Genomic DNA, 18257 nt, shown 5'->3' on the forward strand with positions numbered 1-18257 from the left:
CCGGGCCGGGAACCGGGCCCAGCGCCCGACCATCACCATCGCAGAACGGAAGGAATCCAGCATGACCACCATCGCCGACATCGCGTTCGACAGCGACCGCGGGCAGCGGTTCGCACCGGAGCAGCCCCTCGCCGCGACCCCGCTCGCAGCGCTCGCCGCCACCTCGGTCTTCACGGGTGCGGTCGCCGCGTACGCGGTCGAAGAGGCCGTCGGGAACTGATCACCAGGACATCGAGGAAGGAAGCAGCGCATGCAGCAGACACGACAGCTCGACGCCGTCCCGTTCGACAGTGACGAGGCGACCACGTTCCGTGGCCTCCGTCCCGTCGCGGCCACCCCGGCAGCGGTGGCCTGGGCCGGCGCCGTCGTGGCGGCGGCCGGGGTCGGTGCCGCCATCGGGGACGCCGTCGACTGACCCAGCCGCGTGACGGCGCCGGTGGGCGCCGTGTGCGGGCAGGACGGGAGGCGCGGTGCCGGTGGGTACCGTGCCTTCCGTCGTGGACGGTGCACGATCAGGGCGCGGCGCGGGTGCAGCTCGGTGCGGGGTTCGGGTGTGCTCCGCGCTACGGCCGGGTGTCGACGAGCGCGACGAAGCGGCTGCCGATGCCTTCGACCTCGTGCCGAGTGGCGCCCGAGGCGGGGTCCGGCGCCTGGTAGGGCTCGTGGTAGTCGCACATCAGGTGGTCCCAGTCGGGCCACCACTTCTTCGGACGGGCCTCCTCGGAGTAGCCGCACACGACGCACTCGAGCCGCGTCCAGACCTTCTTCGTGCCGGTGCGGTTCGCCCGGGACTGCACGAGCCAGGCGGGCGGGTCCTGCTCGATCGCGGTGAGCTCGGCCTCGCTGAGGCGTGCGGGGATCCCGTGTCGGGTCGCCATCTCGAGGGGGATGTCGAGCCGGACGGCGGCGTCACGTCGGGAGAGCATCCGACCAGCGTAGGCGACCCCGGCACCCGTGGCGGGGTCGTGCCGGGCGCTGGACGGTGGTCGGCGCCGAGGGGTGTCACTCCGGATGTGACCGCGCTACGATCCGCTGCATGCGTACACGTCGTTCTTCGTGGTGGCTGCGGTAGCAGCCTCCTGACGCATGGTCGCGGGCTGCACGGCAGCTCGCAGACCCGCAGGACCGTCGTGCAGCCCTTTCTCTCGAGAGGGCAACTCCAGTGGACACCTTCACCGCCACACAGCACCGCATGCACGACCTCGACGCGCGGATCCGCGCCCGACCCGGTCGGTTCCGCGTCCTGACCGGCGAACGGCCGACCGGTCGCCTGCACCTCGGGCACTACTTCGGCACGATCGCCGAACGGGTCGCGCTGCAGGGGCGCGGCGTCGAGACCTTCCTCGTGCTCGCCGACTACCAGGTCATCACCGACCGGGACACCGCCGGCGACGTCGCCTCGAACGTGCACGAGGCGGTGCTCGACTACCTCGCGGCCGGACTCGACCCGGCTGCGACGACGATCTTCACGCACTCCTCGGTGCCGGCGCTCAACCAGTTGCTGCTGCCGTTCCTGAGCCTCGTCACGGAGGCGGAGCTGCACCGCAACCCGACCGTGAAGGCCGAGCTCCAGGCCTCCGGTCGCACGCTCAGCGGGCTGATGCTCACCTACCCGGTCCACCAGGCCGCCGACATCCTGTTCTGCAAGGGCAACCTCGTCCCGGTGGGCAAGGACAACCTGCCGCACGTCGAGATGACCAGGACGATCGCGCGGCGGTTCAACGACCGGTTCGGCGAGGTGTTCCCGGAGCCGGAGCCCCTCGTCACGACGTCCCCGGAGGTGCCGGGGGTCGACGGGCGGAAGATGAGCAAGAGCTACGGCAACGCCATCGCGCTCGGCATGACCGAGGACGAGACGGCGGCGGTGGTGCGACGGGCACGGACGGACAGCGACCGGCACATCACCTTCGATCCGGAGCGCCGTCCGGGGATCGCAGCGCTCCTCACGACGGCGGCGCTCTGCACGGGCACGAGCCCGGAGGAACTGGCGGACGAGATCGGCTCAGCGGGCGCGGCGGCGGTGAAGCGTGTCGCGGTCGAGGCGGTCAACGAGCGCTTCGCCGCGCACCGACGCCGTCGCGCCGAACTCGCACGCGACCCGTCGATCGTCGCCGAGGTGCTGACCGCCGGCAACCGTCGGGCGAACGAGATCGCCGAGGTGACCCTCGACGAGGTCCGCTCCCGCATGGGCATGCGGTACACCGACCAGCCGATCACGCCTCGCGGCGACTGAACTCGCTCGCTCGCCGGACCTGGTCGTCGGTCAGCGCGACGCCGGTGTACCGCTCGAACTGCCGTGCGGCCTGCAGCGCGATCACCTCGGCGCCGGTGACGACCTGCTTGTCGGCAGCGCGCCCGGCGCGGACGAGCGGGGTCTCGGACGGGAACGCGACCACGTCGAACACGGTCGTCGCGGCGTCGATCCGGTCCTGGTCGAAGGCGAGCGTGTCCTGCTGGTCGCCACGCATCCCGAGGGGTGTGACGTTCACGAGCACGTCGGCATCCGGCGCGTCCCGCTCGTCGGCGACCCACTCGTAGCCGTACTGCGCGGCGAGGGCGGGCCCGGCCTGCTCGTTGCGGGCGAGCACGGTGAGGCGGTCGAAGCCCGCGCCGCGGAACGCCGCGGTGACCGCCTTGGCCATCCCGCCCGAGCCACGCAGGAGCACGCTCCGGCCGGGGTCGACCGCGTGCGAGGCGAGCAGTGACGCCACCGCCTCGTAGTCGGTGTTGGACGCGGTGAGCACACCGTCGTCGTTCACCACGGTGTTGATCGACTCGATGGCGGCCGCGGACTCCTCGACGACGTCGACGAGGGGGATGATCGCCTCCTTGAAGGGCATCGACACCGAGCAGCCGCGGATCCCGAGCGCCCGGATGCCCGTGACGGCGCCCGGCAGGTCGGTCGTGGTGAACGCCTTGTAGACGAACTCGAGCCCGAGTTCGTCGTAGAGGAAGTTGTGGAACCGGGTGCCGATGTTGCTCGGTTGCGCGGCGAGCGAGATGCAGACCTGCATGTCCCTGTTGAGGATGGGCATGCCGTCAGTCTCCCATGTCCACGGGGATGGAGCGGTCCACCACCGGGTGCGGTGCAGGGGTGGGGTTGTCCCCACCTCGGATCGGGGTGTCCCCCGGGTGCGATGCCGGGCGGAACCTCCGTAGCGTCGAGACCATGACCACACTCATCCGCCCTCGCACGGGCCGTCTCCTCGCCGGGGTCTGCGCCGGCATCGCCGACCGCTTCGGCTGGTCCCGCACCCTCGTCCGCGTCGCCTGGGTGATCCTGAGTTTCTTCCCCGGGCCGCTCTGGATCGCCTACGTCGTCCTCTGGATCCTCATGCCGAACCAGGGCTCGCGTCGCTGATCGCCCACCCGTCCGGACGGGTTAGTGTGGCGGGATGCCGGTCTCCGTCTTCGACCTGTTCAGCATCGGGATCGGTCCGTCGAGTTCCCACACCGTCGGGCCGATGCGGGCCGGGCGCGCCTTCGCGTCCCGCCTGGCCGGAACCCCGGTCGCGTCGGTCGCCGTCGACCTGTACGGCTCGCTGGCGTCGACGGGCCAGGGCCACGGGACGCTCGGCGCGGTCGTCGCCGGTCTGATGGGCTCCGACCCCGAGACCGTCGATCCCGACGCCATGGGCGCGTCGCTCGCCGAGCTCGAGGACACCGGTCGGCTCCGGCTCGCCGGCGGCGCGACCGTCCCGTTCCGGCTGACGGACATCGTCCTGCACCCCCTGACGATGCTGCCCCGCCACCCGAACGCGATGCGCCTCCGTGCCACCGACGCCTCGGGCGCGGTGCTCGCCGAGGAGACCTACTACTCGATCGGTGGCGGCTTCATCACGAACGACTCCGAGGGGGACGTCGCCGAGGCCGCCATCCCCGTCGACGACGCCGTGCCGTTCCCGTTCTCGAGCGGCGCCGAGCTCCTCGCGGCGTGCGCGGCGAACGGGTTGCCGGTCAGTGGGATCGCGCTCGCCAACGAGAGCGCCACACGCAGCACCGAGGACGTCCGGGCCGGCCTCCTGCGCATCCACGACGTCATGGAGTCCTGCGTCGAGCGGTCCGTCGCGCGCTCCGGGACGCTCCCTGGCGGGCTCACCGTGCGCCGCCGCGCCGCGAACTGGTTCGAGCAGCTCACCGCCGACGACCCCGAGCACGACCCGCTCTTCGCGATGGAGTGGGTGAACCTCATGGCGATGGCCGTCAACGAGGAGAACGCCACGGGCGGCCGGGTCGTCACGGCCCCGACGAACGGGGCTGCCGGCATCATCCCCGCCGTCCTGTACTACGCCCTCACCTACGTCCCGACGGTCACCGCGGAGAACCGCGACGACACCGTCGTGCGCTTCCTGCTGACGGCCGGCGCCGTCGGCTCGATCTACAAGGAACGCGCCTCGATCTCCGGCGCCGAGGTCGGCTGCCAGGGCGAGGTCGGATCGGCGGCGTCGATGGCCGCCGCAGGGCTCGCCGAAGTGCTCGGAGGAACGCCCGAGCAGGTCGAGAACGCCGCCGAGATCGCCATGGAGCACAACCTCGGGCTCACCTGCGACCCGATCGGCGGACTCGTGCAGATCCCGTGCATCGAGCGGAACGCGATCGCGGCGAACAAGGCGATCAACGCGGCGCGGATGGCGCTCCGGGGCGACGGCGTGCACCACGTGTCGCTCGACCAGGTCGTCGAGACGATGCGCCAGACCGGGGCCGACATGTCCACGAAGTACAAGGAGACCGCGATGGGCGGGCTCGCGGTGAACGTCCCGCTCTGCTGAGCTCCGCCCTCGGGCGGGTCAGCCGTGCAGCAGCGTCAGCAGCCGGGCGGTCTCGGTGGCGATGGCGTCGCGCCCCGCGGAGACGTACTTGCGGGGATCGACCACGTCCGGACCGTCGTCGAGCACCGCTCGCAGGGCTCGGGTGAAGAGGCCGTTCAGGTGCGTGGAGATGTTGATCTTCGTCATGCCCGCCCGGACGGCTGCCCGCAGCTCGTCGTCCGACAGCCCCGAGGACCCGTGCAGGACGAGCGGGACCGGCACCGTGGCGCGGAGCTGCTCGACGAGTGTCCGGTCGACCGACGCCTCGCGCGTCTGCATCGCGTGGGACGTCCCGACGGCGACCGCCAGTGCATCCACACGGGTGTCGGCGACGAAGGCAGCGGCGTCGTGCGGATCCGTGCGCACACCGGGAGCGTGCACGCCGTCCTTGCCGCCCACCTCACCGAGCTCGGCCTCGATCGCGACCCCGGCGTCGTGGCACCGGACTGCCAGTCGGCGGGTGGCCTCCACGTTCGCGGCGAAGTCGAGGTGCGATCCGTCGTACATGATCGAGTCCACCCCGAGGTCGATGCCGGCGAGCACGAGCTCGGGGTCCTCGATGTGGTCGAGGTGCACGAGGACCTCGACCTCCGCCGACCGAGCGATCGCCGCGGTCGCCGTCGTGATCGGGGCGAGGCCGCCGTGGTAGCGGACGCAGTTCTCGCTGATCTGCAGGACCACGGGGAGCCCCGCTCGCTCGGCGCCGGCGACGATCGCTTCGGCGTGTTCCAGCAGCACCACGTTGAACGCCCCGACGCCGCGGCGTGCGGTCCGTGCGGCATCGAGCAGTCCGGTGAGGGCGAGGTCGGTGATCATGCGAGGCTCCAGGTCGGGTCGGAGGGTCGTGTGCCGGACCGGGCACCGTCGTCGTCCGCGAGGAACCGGCGGACGGCGTCGACGTCGACCTCGCCGGCGACTGGCCGGAGGACGGCGGCGGCACCGAACGCGGCAGCGGATCGGAGCGCGGTGTGGTCGACGCGGGGCGTGGACGGCGCGGTCGCGGTCGGACTCGTCGGGCCGTCGGACGAGCCGCGCAACAGCGCGGCGAGGAGCCCGGCGGTGGCCGCGTCGCCGGCACCCGTGGGGTTGCCGGAGACTCCCGGGACGGCGCGCACCTCGGTGACGCCGGTGCGCATGTGTGCCGCCAGACCGTCCGCGCCACGGGACACCACGACGGCGCCCGCGCCACGGTCGAGCAGTTGCAGGGCGCCGCTCCGCTCGTCGTCGGCGCCGGTCGCCTCGAGGAGTTCGTCGCGGTTGGGCTTGCAGATCGTCGCCCCGGCGTCGGCGGCCGCGAGGAGCGCACCGCCCGGACAGTCGACGAGGCTCGGCACCCCGCGCATCCGAGCGGCGCCCACCCAGTCCGCGACGACGCCCGGATCGGCGCGGTGCGGCAGGGACCCCGAGACGACGAGGAACTCGACGTCGCCGTCGAGCTGCTGACCGATCACGTCCGTGACGGCGACCCACTCGTCGGTGGTCACCTCGGGTCCGGGCTCGCCGAACATCGTCGGGTGCTCGACGTCGTCGACGACGGTGACCGTGGTGCGGGTCTCCCCCGTCACCGCGACGTCGACGTGCGCGAGACCGAGGGCGTCGAGGCCGTCGGCGATCCACCGACCGGCAGCCGCACCGAGCGGCAGGACGGCGCGGGACGGGATCCCGACCGTGTCGAGCACCCGCCCGACGTTGAGGCCCTTGCCACCCGGACGACGGGCGACGTCCAGGACGCGCTGGGTCGTCCCGACGTGCTGACGGGCGACACGGTAGGTCACGTCCACCGCCGGGTTGGGCGTCACGATGAGGATCACCGGAGCACCGCCGCGGTCGTCTGCAGGTCGAGGACACGCCAGGGCTCCGACTGCGCGGCACTGCTGGGGCCCTCGTCGATCACGAGCACGTCGGCGGGAGCGCCGACCGTGAGCGGCGCCGGGAGGCCGAGCAGGCGTGCCGGTCGCGCCGAGGTCGCCGCGACGACCTCGGGCAGCGGGGTTCCACCGTCCAGGAGCCGTCGGGCGGCGTCCTGCACGGTGATGGTGCTGCCGGCGAGGGACGACCCGTCGGCGAGCATCGCGACGCCGCCACGGACCGAGACCGCCGAACCCGCGATCGTGTGCTCGCCGTCGCCGCAGCCGGTGGCGGCCATCGCGTCCGAGACGAGCACGAGGCGGTCCGGCGCGGCTCGCTGCACGAGTTCGACCGTCGCGGGATCGAGGTGGTGCCCGTCGACGATGCACTCGACCAGGACGCGGTCGTCGGTCAGGGCGACGCCGACCGGGCCCGGCCGGCGGTGGTGCAGAGGGGGCATGCCGTTGAAGAGGTGTGTGACGAGGGTGGCACCGGCGTCGATCGCTGCGCACGTCTCGTCGGCGGAGGCATCGGTGTGACCGATCGCGATGACGACACCGGCGTCGACGAGGCGGCCCACGGCGTCGATCGCTCCGGGGAGTTCCGGTGCGAGCGTGACGATCCGGAGCGCGCCGTCCGCCGCTGTGAGGAAGTCGTCGAGCTCCGCCGGGTCCGGTGCGTGCAGGAGGTCCGACCGGTGGGCACCGCGGCGCGCCGGAGACAGCCACGGCCCCTCGAGGTGGAGCCCGGCGAGCGCGCCCTCGGCGACGAGGACGCGGAGGCGTCCGAGTGCTGCGATCGTCTCGGCGACCGGACCGGTCGCGACGGAGGCGATGAGCGACGTCGTCCCGTGAGCGCGGTGGTGGCCCGCAGCGAGCGCGGCACCGTCCGTCGTGGCCGTGGCGAAGTCGTGCCCGAGCGCCCCGTGGGCGTGCAGGTCGACCACCCCCGGCAGCAGCGTTCCCTGGATCGTCACCGCGGTGTCGGTCCGCGGGGGCGTCCCCGATCCGCTGTCGAGGACCGTGCCGGCGTCGTTGACTGCCAGCCACCCGTCGTGGAGGTCGTGCGTCGCGGTCAGGATCCGCCGCGCACGCACCAGGGTGCTCATGCGTGCACCTCGGCGTCGAGCGCCGTGCGCGCCAACAGCCCCGCACCGATGGCACCGGCGGCATCGCCGTGCCGTGCCGGGGCGAGGACCGGGACGCGCAACCCCGGGAGCCGTTCGACGAGGGCCGTCCGGAGCGGATCGAACAGCAGCGTGCCGGACTCGGCCAGTCCCCCGCCCACGATGATCGTGTGGCAGCCGGCGACGGTCGTGGTCCACGCCAGGGCGTCCGCGAGCACGTCGATGCACTCGTGCCAGACCGTGGCGGCCACCGGGTCCCCGGCGCGGACGCGGAGCGTCGCCTCGTGTGCCGAGGTGGAGCCCGACCGACGGGCGACTCCCCCTGCGGACGCGATCTCCTCGACGCGGCGCCCCGCGTGCGGCCCGGCGGGGATCCGGACCTGTCCGATCTCCCCCGCCCAACCGCCGCCCGCGACGACCACGCCGTCGACGACGAGGGCACTCGCGAGTCCGGTGCCGACCGGGACGAAGGCGACGGAACCACGCGTGAGCGCCGGTGCTGCGCCGGAGGTCTCCGCCAGGGCGCCGGCACGCACGTCGTGTCCGAAGGCCAGCGGGACCTCGATCCCCCGGGCGGCGAACTCGGCCCGGACCCGGTCCCGCACCGGGACGTCCCGCCACCCGAGGTTCACCGCGAGGACGACGGTGCCGGCCCGGTCGTCCACGACACCCGGCGTCACGAGGCCCACCGCATCGAGGTCGCCACGGCGCAGCGCCCGTTCGGCGAGCTCCGCCACGACGGTGGCGAGCATCGTCGCGTCGGTGTCGCCGCGCGGCGTCGGGACGCGGGTCTCGTCGAGGACGAGTCCGTCGGCGCCGGTCAGTCGGGCCTTGATGCCCGTGCCGCCGACGTCGACTCCGAGCACCGCGCCTGCGCCGCGCATCAGGTGAGGATGACCGAACGGGTGAGCGAGCGGGGGTTGTCCGGGTCGAGGCCGCGTCCCTCGGCGAGGGCGACCGCGAACCGGTGCACCACGACGAGCCCGGCGATCGGGTCGAGGTCGTGCTGGACGAAGCGCGCACCGGTCGCAGCGACCTCGTCCGCGAGCCCCTCCGGCGCGGTTCCGAGCGACCAGACGAGGCGGCCGGGCTGGGCGATCGCGATCGGACCGTGCCGGTAGTCCATGGCGGGGTAGGACTCCGCCCAGAACTGCGCTGCCTCGCGCGTCTTGAGGGCGGCCTCGAACGTGAGGCCGACCGCAGGACCGCGGCCCACGAAGGTGACCTGCTCGGCGTCGAGGAGGTCGTCGATCGGGAGGCCGAGGGCGGTCTCGGCCTGTGCTGCGAGGGCGTCCACGTCGTCACCGATCGACGCACGCAGGAGCGCGAGCGTGGTCGTCGCGAAACGCGTCTGCACGACCGAGCGCTCGTCGGCGAAGGGCAGCGCCACGACGACGTCGGCGACGGCGGCGGCCGGGCTGTCCGGGACCGCGGTGACGAGCACGGTGCGCCGACCGCGCAGGGCCCGCAACAGGTCCACGATCTCGGTGGTGGTGCCGGACCGGCTGATCGTCACCACCCGGTCGTAGTCGCGCCCGATCGGGTACTCCGAGCCGGCGAAGGCGTCCGTCACGCCCAGGCCCGCCCGCTCACGGGCGACGGCGTAGCTCATGGCGATGAACCAGCTCGTCCCGCAGCCGACCACGGCCACGCGTTCTCCGGGCTGGGGGAGCGACGCCTCGAACGACGAGAGGAGCGCGGCGGCAGCGCGCCACGTCTCCGGCTGCGACGTCAGTTCTGCGCTCACGAAGGTGTCGGTCATGGGTGCCTTCCGGTCCGGTTCGATCGGGGTGATCGATGATGAGGAAGCGTAGCGATCGATCGTGCGCGATGGAAGAGAAAAACGTCATTATCGATCAGCAAGTGCGCACGGTGACGCCATAAGATGGCCGTCATGACCCCTCAACAGCGGCTCAACGCCCTGCTCGAACTGGTGAGCGAACGCGGCAACGTGTCGATCGCCGAGATCGGGGAGCTGCTCGGGATCTCGCCCGCGACCGCCCGCCGCGACCTCGCGACGCTGGCGGACCAGCGCCTGGTCACGCGCACCCACGGCGGTGCCGCGGCGCTCGGGGCCGGCTACGAACTGCCACTGCAGTACAAGATCGCCCGGCAGGCCGAGGCGAAGACCGCGATCGCCCGCGCCGCCTCGCGGCTGGTGCAGCCCGGCGACACCGTCGGGTTGAACGGCGGGACCACGACGACCGAGGTCGCCCGTGAGCTCGGCAAGAGCGAGCGCTTCACCCGGGCGGACGGCGAGTACGGGGTGACGATCGTCACCAACGCGTTGAACATCGGTTACGAGCTGTCGGTCCGCGCCAACGTCAAGATCGTGGTCACGGGCGGCGTCGCGCGGCGGCAGTCCTACGAGCTCGTCGGGCCGCTCGTCCGCGACACCCTGGACGAGTTCGCGCTCGACGTGGTCGTGCTCGGTGTCGACGGGCTGAGCGGCCAGTACGGCGCCACGACCATGCACGAGGGCGAGGCGGAGGTCAGCCGGCACTTCGCGTCCGTCGGGCGCCGGGTGATCGTGGTCGCCGACTCGACCAAGATCGAACGGGCGACCTTCGCGCGGATCTGTCCGCTCGACCGGATCGACGCACTCGTCACCGACCAGCCCGTCCCGTCGGCGTTCGCCGCGGAGCTCGCCGGTGCCGGTGTGGAGCTCGTCGTCGCCGACTGAGCGGACGAGTCCTCCGGGGGACTCCCCGACGCACGTCTGTGCACGACGTTTCGATCGTGTAAAACCATCCACACCCTCCCCATGAGCGTTCATTGAGCGCCTATTGTGCATTCATGATCGATTCGGCATCATGGGCGTCACAATCACGCAAGGGAGCGAGATGAGCATGGGTGACGCGTTCACAGGACGACCACTACGGGTCGGCATCGTCGGCATGGGGCAGCGTGCGGCGATCGCCCGCCACGTGGCCGAGGCGGCTGCCGCCGCTCCCGACCTGGAGGCGCGGGTCGTCGCCGTCGCCGAGGTCACCGAGCAGGGGCGCGAGCGGGCGCGGGCCGAGTACCCGGACGCCCTCGTCGTCGAGCACCACGGGGGACTCGTCGGGGTCGTCGACGCGGCGATCGTGACGACCCCCGACTGGACGCACGCCGCGATCGCGATCGACCTGCTGCGCGCCGGCATCGCGGTCTACCTCGAGAAGCCCATGGCCATCACGGTCGAGGACGCCGACGCCGTCCTCGACACAGCGGCGGAGACCGGCACGCCGCTGTACGTCGGGCACAACTTCCGTCACGCCGCGGTCGTGCGGCTGATGCGCGAGATCGTCGACCGCGGCGAGATCGGCCAGGTCAAGGCGGTCTGGTGCCGGCACTTCGTCGGCAACGGCGGCGACTACTACTTCAAGGACTGGCACGCCGACCGCACCAAGGTGAACTCCCTGCTCCTGCAGAAGGCCAGCCACGACCTCGACGTCATCCACGCGCTCGGCGGTGGGGACACCGCGCGGGTCGTCGGCATGGGGTCGCTGTCGGTCTACGGCGACGTCACCGACCGTCGCGACCGCAGCGGCGAGCTCATGGGGGACTGGTTCTCCCTCGACAACTGGCCGCCCCTCGAGCAGACCGGGCTGAACCCCGTCGTCGACGTCGAGGACGTGTCGATGGTGATGATGACCCTCGACAACGGTGTGCAGGCGAGTTACGAGCAGTGCCACTTCACGCCGGACTACTGGCGCAACTACACGGTCATCGGGACCGAGGGACGGCTCGAGAACATCGGCGACACCGGCGGTGGCGTCGTGAAGGTCTGGAGCCATCGTCGCGGCTGGGACGTCGCGGGGGACCGCGAGTACCAGATCGACGGGGTCGCCGCCGGCCACGCCGATGCCGACCTCCTGACGATGTCCGAGTTCCTCCGGCACGTCGCGCTGGGGGAGCCGACGACCCTCTCGCCGATCGCGGCCCGCGCCGCCGTCGCCGCCGGAGCGCTCGCGACCCGGTCGCTCCGGAACGGTTCCGTCCCCATCGACGTCCCGACGCTCGCGGCCGCGACGATCGCCCACTTCACCGACCCCACCCCGGCCGTCACCCGCTGACGGACTCGCGAAAGGACACCCGATGCACGCACCCACCTCTGCCAAGGGCCGCGGCCGTCGCCGTGCGCTCCTCGGCGCCGTCGCCGCGATCGGCGCAGCCGTGCTCCTCGCCGGCTGCAGCACGTCCTCCGGCGCCTCCAGCGCCGGCGGCGACTACGAGAAGGCCGCCAAGGACACCAAGGCGACCCTGACGTACGCCGTCTGGGACGAGAACCAGGTCAAGGCGATCAAGGCGAACCTCGAGGGCTTCAACGAGGAGTACCCGGACATCAAGGTCAACGTGGACGTGACCCCGTTCGCCAGCTACTGGACGAAGCTGCAGACCCAGGGCTCGAGCAACACCCTGCCCGACGTGTTCTGGATGAACGGCCCGAACTTCCAGCTCTACGCGGCGAACGGCAAGCTCGCGCCGATCACCGGCGAGGTCGAGGCCGGCGCGATCGACCCCGCGAAGTACTCGTCCGCCCTCAACGACCTGTACACGTACGACAAGACCCAGTACGGCGTGCCCAAGGACTTCGACACCATCGGCGTCTGGATGAACAAGGCGCTCTTCGAGAAGGCCGGGGTCGCCATGCCCTCGAAGGACTGGACCTGGGACGACTTCCAGAAGACCGGAGCCGAGCTCTCCGAGAAGCTCAAGGCCGACGGCGCGTACGGCGCGGCCGGCGGCATGGACGGACAGACCACCTACTACGACACGATCTTCCAGGCCGGTGGGAACGTGATCGACGCGGACGGCACGAAGTCCGAGTACGACACCGCGGCCTCCGAGGCCGGGTTGCAGTTCTGGACCGACCTCATCGCGTCCGGGGCGTCGCCCTCGATCAAGCAGCTGACCGACACCACCGCCGACCAGTGGTTCACCTCGGGCAAGCTCGCCATGTACCAGGGCGGCAGCTGGTTCCGCTCCGCGTTGACCGGCACCGACCTCGAGAAGGACGTCGTCGTGTACCCGCTCCCCAAGGGCAAGGAGCAGGCGACGGTCATCCACGGTGTCTCCAACGTCGTGTCCGCGAACACGAAGAACAAGGCCGCCGCACAGGCGCTCCAGGTCTACCTCGCGAGCAAGCAGGCCCAGCAGCAACAGGGCGACATGGGTGCGGTGATCCCGGCGTACGAGGGCACGCAGAGCGCCTTCACGAAGACGATGCCGGACGCCGACCTGCAGGTCTTCCTCGACGCGGTGGACTACGCCAAGCCGCTCCCGGTCTCGAAGAACACGGCGGCGTGGAACACCCTCGAGACGAACCTGCTGCCGAGTGCCTTCGACGGATCGACCCCGGTCGACGACGTGGCGAAGCAGCTCGCGCAGAAGATGGACGCCGCCCTCACCAAGGAACAGTGAGCCCCACACCGTGACGATCCACACCGAGCGACACCCGACCTCGGACGCCCCGGCGCGGACGCAGCGCGCGTCCGGGCCCGGGGCCCCGGGCTCCCGGCGTCCGACCGCCGGCACGACCAGACCTCGGGCGCACCGGACCGACGGGTTCTGGCCGTGGCTGTTCGTCCTCCCGTTGCTCGTCGGCGTCGGGACGTTCTACATCTGGCCGATCATCCAGACGTTCTGGTACTCCTTCACCACCTGGGGTGTGTTCGGCGGCGCCACCTTCTCCGGCATCGCGAACTACGTGCGGTTGGTCTCCGATCCGCAGCTCTACCAGTCGCTGCTCAACACGGTGATCTACACCGTGATCGTCCTGCTCGGCATCCCCGTGGCGGTCTGGCTCGCCAGTCTGCTCAACACCCCTGGCCTGCGGTTCGCGCAGTTCTACCGTGTGCTCTTCTTCCTGCCCTACGTCGCCATGCCCGCCGCGATCGCACTCGTCTGGCGGATCATGTTCAACGGCGACTACGGCATCGTGAACTGGTTCATCGGGCTGTTCGGGATCGACGGGCCGTACTGGATCTCGACGCCCGGCTTCGCGCTCGTCGCGGTGAGCCTCGTCGGCCTGTGGTCCTCGCTCGGGTTCTCGATGATCATCCTCGGCGCCGGCCTCAAGGACATCCCGCCCGAGCTGTACGAGGCAGCCGAGCTCGACGGCGCGTCGCGCTGGCGGCAGTTCCGGTCGGTGACGGTGCCGCTCCTCAGCCCGAGCATCTTCTTCGTGGTGATCGTCACGACCATCTCGAGCTTCCAGCTGTTCGACCTGCTCTACGCGATCCTCGGCAGCACCAACCCGGTGATCCCGAAGACGATGTCCCTCGTCTTCTACTTCTACAGCGCCGGCTTCATCGACAACGACAAGGGCTTCGCGGCTGCGATCGCGATGGTGATCTTCGTCCTCATCGGCATCGTCACGCTCGTGCAGTTCCGGTTCCAGCGGAAGTGGGTCCAGGCATGACCGCCACCGTCACACCGACCAGGACCGGCCGCCGGCCGGGCCGCCGCGGCGGCAGCCACTGGTGGATCCACGTCGTCCTCGGCGTCGGCGGGTTCGTCATGGCGTTCCCGTTCCTCTGGCAGATCATCATGTCCCTGTCGACGAACGCGCAGGTGCAGTCCGTCACACCGACCTTCTGGCCGGGGGAGCTGCAGTGGCAGAACTACGCGCAGGTGTTCGAACGCCTGCCGTTCCTGAGCCAGCTCGGGACGTCGGTAATGGTCACGATCATCCGGACGCTCGCGCAGATCGTGCTCTGCACCCTCGCCGGCTACGCGTTCGCCCGCATGCGGTTCCGCGGTCGGGCGATCCTCCTCGCGATCGTCCTGTCGATCCTGCTCGTCCCGTCGCAGGTGTACCTGATCTCCCAGTACCAGATCGTGCAGGGGCTCGGATGGTTGGACACCCTGATGGGCATCGTCGCACCGGGGCTGTTCAGTGCCTTCGGGACATTCCTGATGCGGACCGCGTTCCTCAACCTCCCGCCGGAGCTCGAGGAAGCCGCCCGGATGGACGGCGCGAACCCGTTCCAGACCTTCTGGCGCATCATGCTGCCGTTGGCCCGTCCGTCGATCAGCGTGCTGGCGATCACCACGGTCCTCTGGTCGTGGAACGAGCTGCTCTGGCCGCTCGTCGTGTCGACCCGCGCCGAGGACATGCCGCTCGCCGCGGGCCTCGCGACCCTCTCCAGCGACCGCACGATCGACTACCCCGTGCTCATGGCCGCGAGCCTCATGGCCATGGCACCGGTGCTGATCATGTTCGTCGTGCTGCAACGCCGCGTGATCGACGGCCTGGCCGCGTCCGGCCTGAAGTGACGCCCGACCCCGACCGGCCCGACCACGACCGGCCCGACCACGACCGGCCCGACCACGACCGGATCGTGCACGACGGTACCGAGGTCCTCGCCGCGGCGATCGGAACCGTCCCCGACCCGGCAGAGCTGGCCGCCGCACTCGAATCGACCGTCCGCGGCCTGCCCGACAGCGCGATCGTCGACGTCCTCCACGCCGTCCGACCCCGGACGGCAGCCTGGCTCCGTACCCACGGCGCCTCGGCCGACCAGGCGGCCGACAGCATCGCGGACGTCGACCGCAAGCTCGCGCGGTACGGCCTCCGGGGAACCGGTCTGGACTGGTTCTGCGCGGTCCTCGCCGCCCGCGTGGTGACGGTGGGGCGCCTCCAGTTCGAGATCGGCGACACGACGGCCGACGGCTCCGCGGCCTGGGGCGTCCACGTCCCCGAGACGGGTCCCCTCGACGCCCCTGCGTGCGACCGGTCGTTCGACGAAGCGCCTGCGCTCCTCCGTGCCGTGGCACCGGCGCACGTGGCCGGCTGGTGGCAGTGCCGCTCGTGGATCCTCGACCCCGGGCTCGCCGACGCGCTCGGCCCGGACGCGAACCTCGTACGGTTCGCCCGCCGCTTCGAACTGGGAGCGCCCTCGTCCGGCGACGCCGCCGAGGGGGACGGCGGTGTCGCGAAGTTCGTCCTCGGCACGACGCTGCCCGACGCCCGCGCGGCGGTGTCACGCGGGTCGATCCCCTCCGGCCGCCTCGCCGCCGGGGTCGCAGCCCGGTGGCGGTCGGGCGAGCACTGGACGGCCCGCACCGGGACGATCCGGATCGCCGAACCGGGGCGACCGCCCGGAGCGCGATCGTCCGGAGCCGCCCGATCCGGTGCCAGCACCCCGGGCGTACCGTCCCACCCATGACGAAGCCCGACCGCGACCACCTCGACGACGGTGTCGACATGTCCTTCGAAGAACGCCGCCAGGACACCTTCCGACGCATGTCCGGCTCCGACGAGCACGACGCCGACCCACGGGTCGAGGTGTCCCGCGCCGAAGACGGCGACGTCCGCATCGACGTCTCCGACAGCGCCGCGGTCCGTCCCGGCGGCGGGACCTCGCAGCGACCCCGCGGTGACGGGGACGCGAACACCGTGAATTGAGGCTTCCACGATCCGGTCCCGGCCACGAGCGTGCGGAGCAGGCCGCTGCGCGGACAACGGGCACCATCGGATCGACGCGAGGAGTCGAGATGGCCGGCAAGTTCGAGATCTGGACCGACGCCGAGGGGGCGTACCGCTTCCACCTCACGGCGGGCAACGGCGAGGTCATCGCCACGTCCGAGGGGTACGCCTCGAAGGCGGGCGCGAAGAACGGCATCGCCTCCGTGTAGCAGAACGCGCCCGGCGCAGAGGTCGTCGAGCTCGACTGACGGTGGCGCACGGCATGATCGTTCCGTGCACCTCGTCCTCCGCCGCGTCGACGATGGCGTCCTCGTGACGCCCCTGACCGACGCGGGGACCGCCGACGGCGAGCCGATCCGCGTGGACGAGCCGCGCCTCCCGGCCTTCGTCGCGGCCCGCGACGCACCCGACGTGCGCTGGGTGTGGGACGACACCGCGCGCTGGTACCCGGCCGTGCTCCGAGCGGGCGGCCGTGTCGGCCGGTGCATCGACCTCCGGCTCTGCCGACGCATCCTGCGGTCCGCGCTCGCGACGCGGGGCACCGCGCTCGCCGCGGCGCCGGCAGACGGGTGGGACGCACCCGTCCAGGAGGCGCGGGTCGCCCGACCGACGCACGCCCAGCTCTTCGACGACGCGCTCTTCGACGTGTCGCCTCCCGACGACGCGCTCGACCCGGTGGTGGAGCTGCGCGCGCAGCTCGACGCGGTCGCGTCGTCCACCGCGCCCGGCGCGCTGCGACTCCTGGTGACGGCGGAGTCGGCGGGTGCGCTCGTCGCGGCGGAGATGCTCCACGCCGGACTGCCGTGGCGTGCGGACGTGCACGAACGCCTGCTCGAGGACGCCCTCGGCCCGCGGGTGCCGTACGGGGTGCGACCGCGACGACTCGAGGAGATCGCGGCCGTCGTGCGGGACCGGCTGGGGGACCCGTCGCTCAACCCGGACTCACCCGCCGACGTGCTGAAGGCCCTCCGTCGAGCCGGCCTGATGGTCACGAGCACGCGGAAGTGGGAGCTGCAGGAGATCGAGCACCCGGTCATCGAACCGCTGCTCGAGTACAAGCGGCTCGCCCGGTTGCTGACCGCGAACGGCTGGACCTGGCTCGACGAGTGGGTGCAGGACGGTCGTTTCCACCCGAAGTACCTCGTCGGCGGGGTCGTGACGGGGCGCTGGGCCGCCGACGGCGGGGGAGCGATGCAGCTGCCGAAGGGGATCCGTGCCGCCGTGGTCGCCGACGACGGCTGGAAGCTCGTGGTGGCCGACGCGGCACAGCTGGAACCCCGGGTGCTCGCGGCGATGTCCGGCGACCGGGCGATGGCGACGGCCGGGGACGGGCGCGACCTGTACGACGGCGTCGTGGCCTCCGGTGCGGTCGAGACCCGGCAGCAGGCCAAGGGTGCGATGCTCGGCGCGATGTACGGGGCGACCCAGGGCGAGGGCGGGCGGCTCGTCCCGCGGCTCGAGCGGGCGTTCCCGGCCGCCCTCGGACTCGTCAGCCGGGCGGCCCGGGCGGGGGAGCGGGGCGAGGCCGTGACGACCCTGCTCGGCCGGACGTCCCCGGTGCCGGACGCCGCCTGGTTCGAGGCGCGGAACCAGGCGTACACGGTCGAGGGGACGCCGGCGATGCAGCGCGCGGTCGAGTCACGGGCGCGGAGCTGGGGCCGGTTCACCCGGAACTTCATCGTGCAGGGGACGGCGGCCGAGTGGGCGCTCGCCTGGATGGGGTCGCTGCGCTCGCGGCTCGCCGAACGCTTCCCGGGGCCGGTGACGGACGGCCCGCACCTGGTGTTCTTCGTGCACGACGAGATCGTCGTGCACACCCCGGCCGAGCACGCCGAGTGGGTGGCCGAGCAGGTGCGGGCCGCGGCGGCCGATGCCGGGCGGCTGCTGTTCCGCGACTTCCCGGTGGTGTTCCCGCTGTCGGTGGCGGTCGTCGACGACTACGGCGCGGCGAAGGACTGACCCGCGACGGCGTGCGGGACCGGGTGCCCGGTCCCAGGTGCCCGGTCCCGGTGCCCGGTGTCCGGCGCCGGTCGCCGCGGCGTGCACCGCACCTGCACAC

21 protein-coding genes are annotated in these 18257 nt (G+C 71.8%); 14 read left to right on the forward strand and 7 right to left on the reverse strand.

Translation table 11 applies throughout. The annotated features are described in order from the left end of the window. Window positions 1-61 precede the first annotated feature (61 nt). Complete coding sequence (locus tag ACQXVK_RS05000) at window positions 62-220, forward strand: hypothetical protein (RefSeq protein ID WP_156794815.1); 159 nt, start codon at window positions 62-64, stop codon at window positions 218-220. A 30-nt stretch (window positions 221-250) separates the two neighbouring features. Continuing rightward, window positions 251-415, forward strand: coding sequence for a hypothetical protein (locus ACQXVK_RS05005; protein ID WP_156794816.1), 165 nt, complete (start codon window positions 251-253; stop codon window positions 413-415). Window positions 416-563: 148 nt separating this feature from the next. Here ACQXVK_RS05005 and ACQXVK_RS05010 read toward each other — a convergent pair whose 3' ends face one another. After that, a complete protein-coding gene (locus ACQXVK_RS05010; RefSeq protein ID WP_022905508.1) occupies window positions 564-926 on the reverse strand; it encodes a hypothetical protein in 363 nt (120 codons plus the stop codon). Window positions 927-1162: 236 nt separating this feature from the next. On the opposite strand from ACQXVK_RS05010, the gene trpS reads away from it, so the two are divergent. Next, complete coding sequence (gene trpS / locus ACQXVK_RS05015; RefSeq protein WP_430852911.1) at window positions 1163-2233, forward strand: tryptophan--tRNA ligase; 1071 nt, start codon at window positions 1163-1165, stop codon at window positions 2231-2233. Here trpS and ACQXVK_RS05020 read toward each other — a convergent pair. Next, on the reverse strand, window positions 2214-3035 hold the full coding sequence (locus ACQXVK_RS05020; protein WP_430852912.1) for a shikimate 5-dehydrogenase: 822 nt from the start codon (window positions 3033-3035) through the stop codon (window positions 2214-2216). The genes trpS and ACQXVK_RS05020 overlap by 20 nt on opposite strands. A gap of 134 nt (window positions 3036-3169) precedes the next feature. Between ACQXVK_RS05020 and ACQXVK_RS05025 the strand changes: the two genes are divergently transcribed. Further along, window positions 3170-3361, forward strand: a complete 192-nt coding sequence (locus ACQXVK_RS05025; protein ID WP_022905505.1) for a PspC domain-containing protein — start codon at window positions 3170-3172, stop codon at window positions 3359-3361. Window positions 3362-3395: 34 nt separating this feature from the next. Continuing rightward, window positions 3396-4769 carry an L-serine ammonia-lyase gene (locus tag ACQXVK_RS05030; RefSeq protein WP_430852913.1) on the forward strand — a complete coding sequence of 458 codons (1374 nt, stop codon included), beginning with the start codon at window positions 3396-3398 and terminating at the stop codon, window positions 4767-4769. An 18-nt stretch (window positions 4770-4787) separates the two neighbouring features. On the opposite strand, the gene ACQXVK_RS05035 is transcribed toward ACQXVK_RS05030, so the two are convergent. Genes ACQXVK_RS05035 through ACQXVK_RS05055 form a run of 5 tightly spaced genes read right to left on the reverse strand, consistent with a single transcriptional unit; the run spans window position 4788 to window position 9544 of the window. After that, complete coding sequence (locus ACQXVK_RS05035) at window positions 4788-5624, reverse strand: class II fructose-bisphosphate aldolase (protein ID WP_430852914.1); 837 nt, start codon at window positions 5622-5624, stop codon at window positions 4788-4790. Beyond that, a complete protein-coding gene (locus ACQXVK_RS05040) occupies window positions 5621-6619 on the reverse strand; it encodes a 1-phosphofructokinase family hexose kinase (RefSeq protein ID WP_430852915.1) in 999 nt (332 codons plus the stop codon). Before ACQXVK_RS05040 ends, ACQXVK_RS05035 begins: the two co-directional genes overlap by 4 nt. Further along, a complete protein-coding gene (nagA, locus tag ACQXVK_RS05045; protein ID WP_430852916.1) occupies window positions 6616-7764 on the reverse strand; it encodes an N-acetylglucosamine-6-phosphate deacetylase in 1149 nt (382 codons plus the stop codon). The genes ACQXVK_RS05040 and nagA overlap by 4 nt, the downstream gene beginning before the upstream one ends. Beyond that, on the reverse strand, window positions 7761-8666 hold the full coding sequence (locus tag ACQXVK_RS05050) for an ROK family protein (RefSeq protein ID WP_430852917.1): 906 nt from the start codon (window positions 8664-8666) through the stop codon (window positions 7761-7763). The genes nagA and ACQXVK_RS05050 overlap by 4 nt, the downstream gene beginning before the upstream one ends. After that, window positions 8666-9544 carry an SIS domain-containing protein gene (locus tag ACQXVK_RS05055; protein WP_430852918.1) on the reverse strand — a complete coding sequence of 293 codons (879 nt, stop codon included), beginning with the start codon at window positions 9542-9544 and terminating at the stop codon, window positions 8666-8668. Before ACQXVK_RS05055 ends, ACQXVK_RS05050 begins: the two co-directional genes overlap by 1 nt. A 132-nt stretch (window positions 9545-9676) precedes the next feature. Here ACQXVK_RS05055 and ACQXVK_RS05060 point away from each other — a divergent pair, with 132 nt between their 5' ends. The 9 genes from ACQXVK_RS05060 to ACQXVK_RS05100 all read left to right on the forward strand — a co-directional run bounded on the left by ACQXVK_RS05060 (window position 9677) and on the right by ACQXVK_RS05100 (window position 18157). After that, a complete protein-coding gene (locus ACQXVK_RS05060) occupies window positions 9677-10465 on the forward strand; it encodes a DeoR/GlpR family DNA-binding transcription regulator (RefSeq protein WP_430852919.1) in 789 nt (262 codons plus the stop codon). A 160-nt stretch (window positions 10466-10625) separates the two neighbouring features. Next, window positions 10626-11840: a Gfo/Idh/MocA family protein gene (locus ACQXVK_RS05065; RefSeq protein ID WP_430852920.1), complete on the forward strand. Its 1215-nt coding sequence runs from the start codon at window positions 10626-10628 to the stop codon at window positions 11838-11840. 22 nt (window positions 11841-11862) lie between these two features. Further along, the gene (locus ACQXVK_RS05070; RefSeq protein ID WP_430852921.1) at window positions 11863-13188 is read left to right on the forward strand and encodes an ABC transporter substrate-binding protein; all 1326 of its coding nucleotides are present in this window, start codon (window positions 11863-11865) and stop codon (window positions 13186-13188) included. Between the two features lie 10 nt (window positions 13189-13198). Then, complete coding sequence (locus tag ACQXVK_RS05075; RefSeq protein WP_229084884.1) at window positions 13199-14188, forward strand: carbohydrate ABC transporter permease; 990 nt, start codon at window positions 13199-13201, stop codon at window positions 14186-14188. Continuing rightward, a complete protein-coding gene (locus tag ACQXVK_RS05080; RefSeq protein ID WP_071295636.1) occupies window positions 14185-15045 on the forward strand; it encodes a carbohydrate ABC transporter permease in 861 nt (286 codons plus the stop codon). Before ACQXVK_RS05075 ends, ACQXVK_RS05080 begins: the two co-directional genes overlap by 4 nt. Continuing rightward, window positions 15042-15938: a hypothetical protein gene (locus tag ACQXVK_RS05085; protein ID WP_430852922.1), complete on the forward strand. Its 897-nt coding sequence runs from the start codon at window positions 15042-15044 to the stop codon at window positions 15936-15938. The genes ACQXVK_RS05080 and ACQXVK_RS05085 overlap by 4 nt, the downstream gene beginning before the upstream one ends. Further along, window positions 15935-16177, forward strand: coding sequence for a hypothetical protein (locus tag ACQXVK_RS05090; RefSeq protein ID WP_430852923.1), 243 nt, complete (start codon window positions 15935-15937; stop codon window positions 16175-16177). The genes ACQXVK_RS05085 and ACQXVK_RS05090 overlap by 4 nt, the downstream gene beginning before the upstream one ends. 89 nt (window positions 16178-16266) lie before the next feature. Beyond that, a complete protein-coding gene (locus tag ACQXVK_RS05095; RefSeq protein WP_430852924.1) occupies window positions 16267-16407 on the forward strand; it encodes a YegP family protein in 141 nt (46 codons plus the stop codon). Window positions 16408-16471: 64 nt separating this feature from the next. Continuing rightward, window positions 16472-18157 (forward strand): bifunctional 3'-5' exonuclease/DNA polymerase, encoded by a 1686-nt coding sequence (locus tag ACQXVK_RS05100; protein ID WP_430852925.1) that lies wholly within the window; start codon window positions 16472-16474, stop codon window positions 18155-18157. Window positions 18158-18257: the final 100 nt, after the last annotated feature.

The organism is Curtobacterium sp. AB451 (genome assembly GCF_050585845.1).
Lineage (GTDB): Bacteria > Actinomycetota > Actinomycetes > Actinomycetales > Microbacteriaceae > Curtobacterium.

Bases quoted from the DNA above. Each gene is read 5' to 3' on its own strand.
- ACQXVK_RS05055 (WP_430852918.1), bottom strand. From the start codon at position 9,544: ATGACCGACACCTTCGTGAGCGCAGAACTGACGTCGCAGCCGGAGACG.
- ACQXVK_RS05025 (WP_022905505.1), top strand. From the start codon at position 3,170: ATGACCACACTCATCCGCCCTCGCACGGGCCGTCTCCTCGCCGGGGTC.
- ACQXVK_RS05060 (WP_430852919.1), top strand. From the start codon at position 9,677: ATGACCCCTCAACAGCGGCTCAACGCCCTGCTCGAACTGGTGAGCGAA.
- ACQXVK_RS05095 (WP_430852924.1), top strand. From the start codon at position 16,267: ATGGCCGGCAAGTTCGAGATCTGGACCGACGCCGAGGGGGCGTACCGC.
- ACQXVK_RS05005 (WP_156794816.1), top strand. From the start codon at position 251: ATGCAGCAGACACGACAGCTCGACGCCGTCCCGTTCGACAGTGACGAG.
- ACQXVK_RS05070 (WP_430852921.1), top strand. From the start codon at position 11,863: ATGCACGCACCCACCTCTGCCAAGGGCCGCGGCCGTCGCCGTGCGCTC.
- ACQXVK_RS05010 (WP_022905508.1), bottom strand. From the start codon at position 926: ATGCTCTCCCGACGTGACGCCGCCGTCCGGCTCGACATCCCCCTCGAG.
- ACQXVK_RS05065 (WP_430852920.1), top strand. From the start codon at position 10,626: ATGAGCATGGGTGACGCGTTCACAGGACGACCACTACGGGTCGGCATC.
- ACQXVK_RS05020 (WP_430852912.1), bottom strand. From the start codon at position 3,035: ATGCCCATCCTCAACAGGGACATGCAGGTCTGCATCTCGCTCGCCGCG.
- ACQXVK_RS05090 (WP_430852923.1), top strand. From the start codon at position 15,935: ATGACGAAGCCCGACCGCGACCACCTCGACGACGGTGTCGACATGTCC.
- ACQXVK_RS05035 (WP_430852914.1), bottom strand. From the start codon at position 5,624: ATGATCACCGACCTCGCCCTCACCGGACTGCTCGATGCCGCACGGACC.
- ACQXVK_RS05000 (WP_156794815.1), top strand. From the start codon at position 62: ATGACCACCATCGCCGACATCGCGTTCGACAGCGACCGCGGGCAGCGG.
- ACQXVK_RS05030 (WP_430852913.1), top strand. From the start codon at position 3,396: ATGCCGGTCTCCGTCTTCGACCTGTTCAGCATCGGGATCGGTCCGTCG.
- ACQXVK_RS05080 (WP_071295636.1), top strand. From the start codon at position 14,185: ATGACCGCCACCGTCACACCGACCAGGACCGGCCGCCGGCCGGGCCGC.
- ACQXVK_RS05050 (WP_430852917.1), bottom strand. From the start codon at position 8,666: ATGCGCGGCGCAGGCGCGGTGCTCGGAGTCGACGTCGGCGGCACGGGC.
- nagA (WP_430852916.1), bottom strand. From the start codon at position 7,764: ATGAGCACCCTGGTGCGTGCGCGGCGGATCCTGACCGCGACGCACGAC.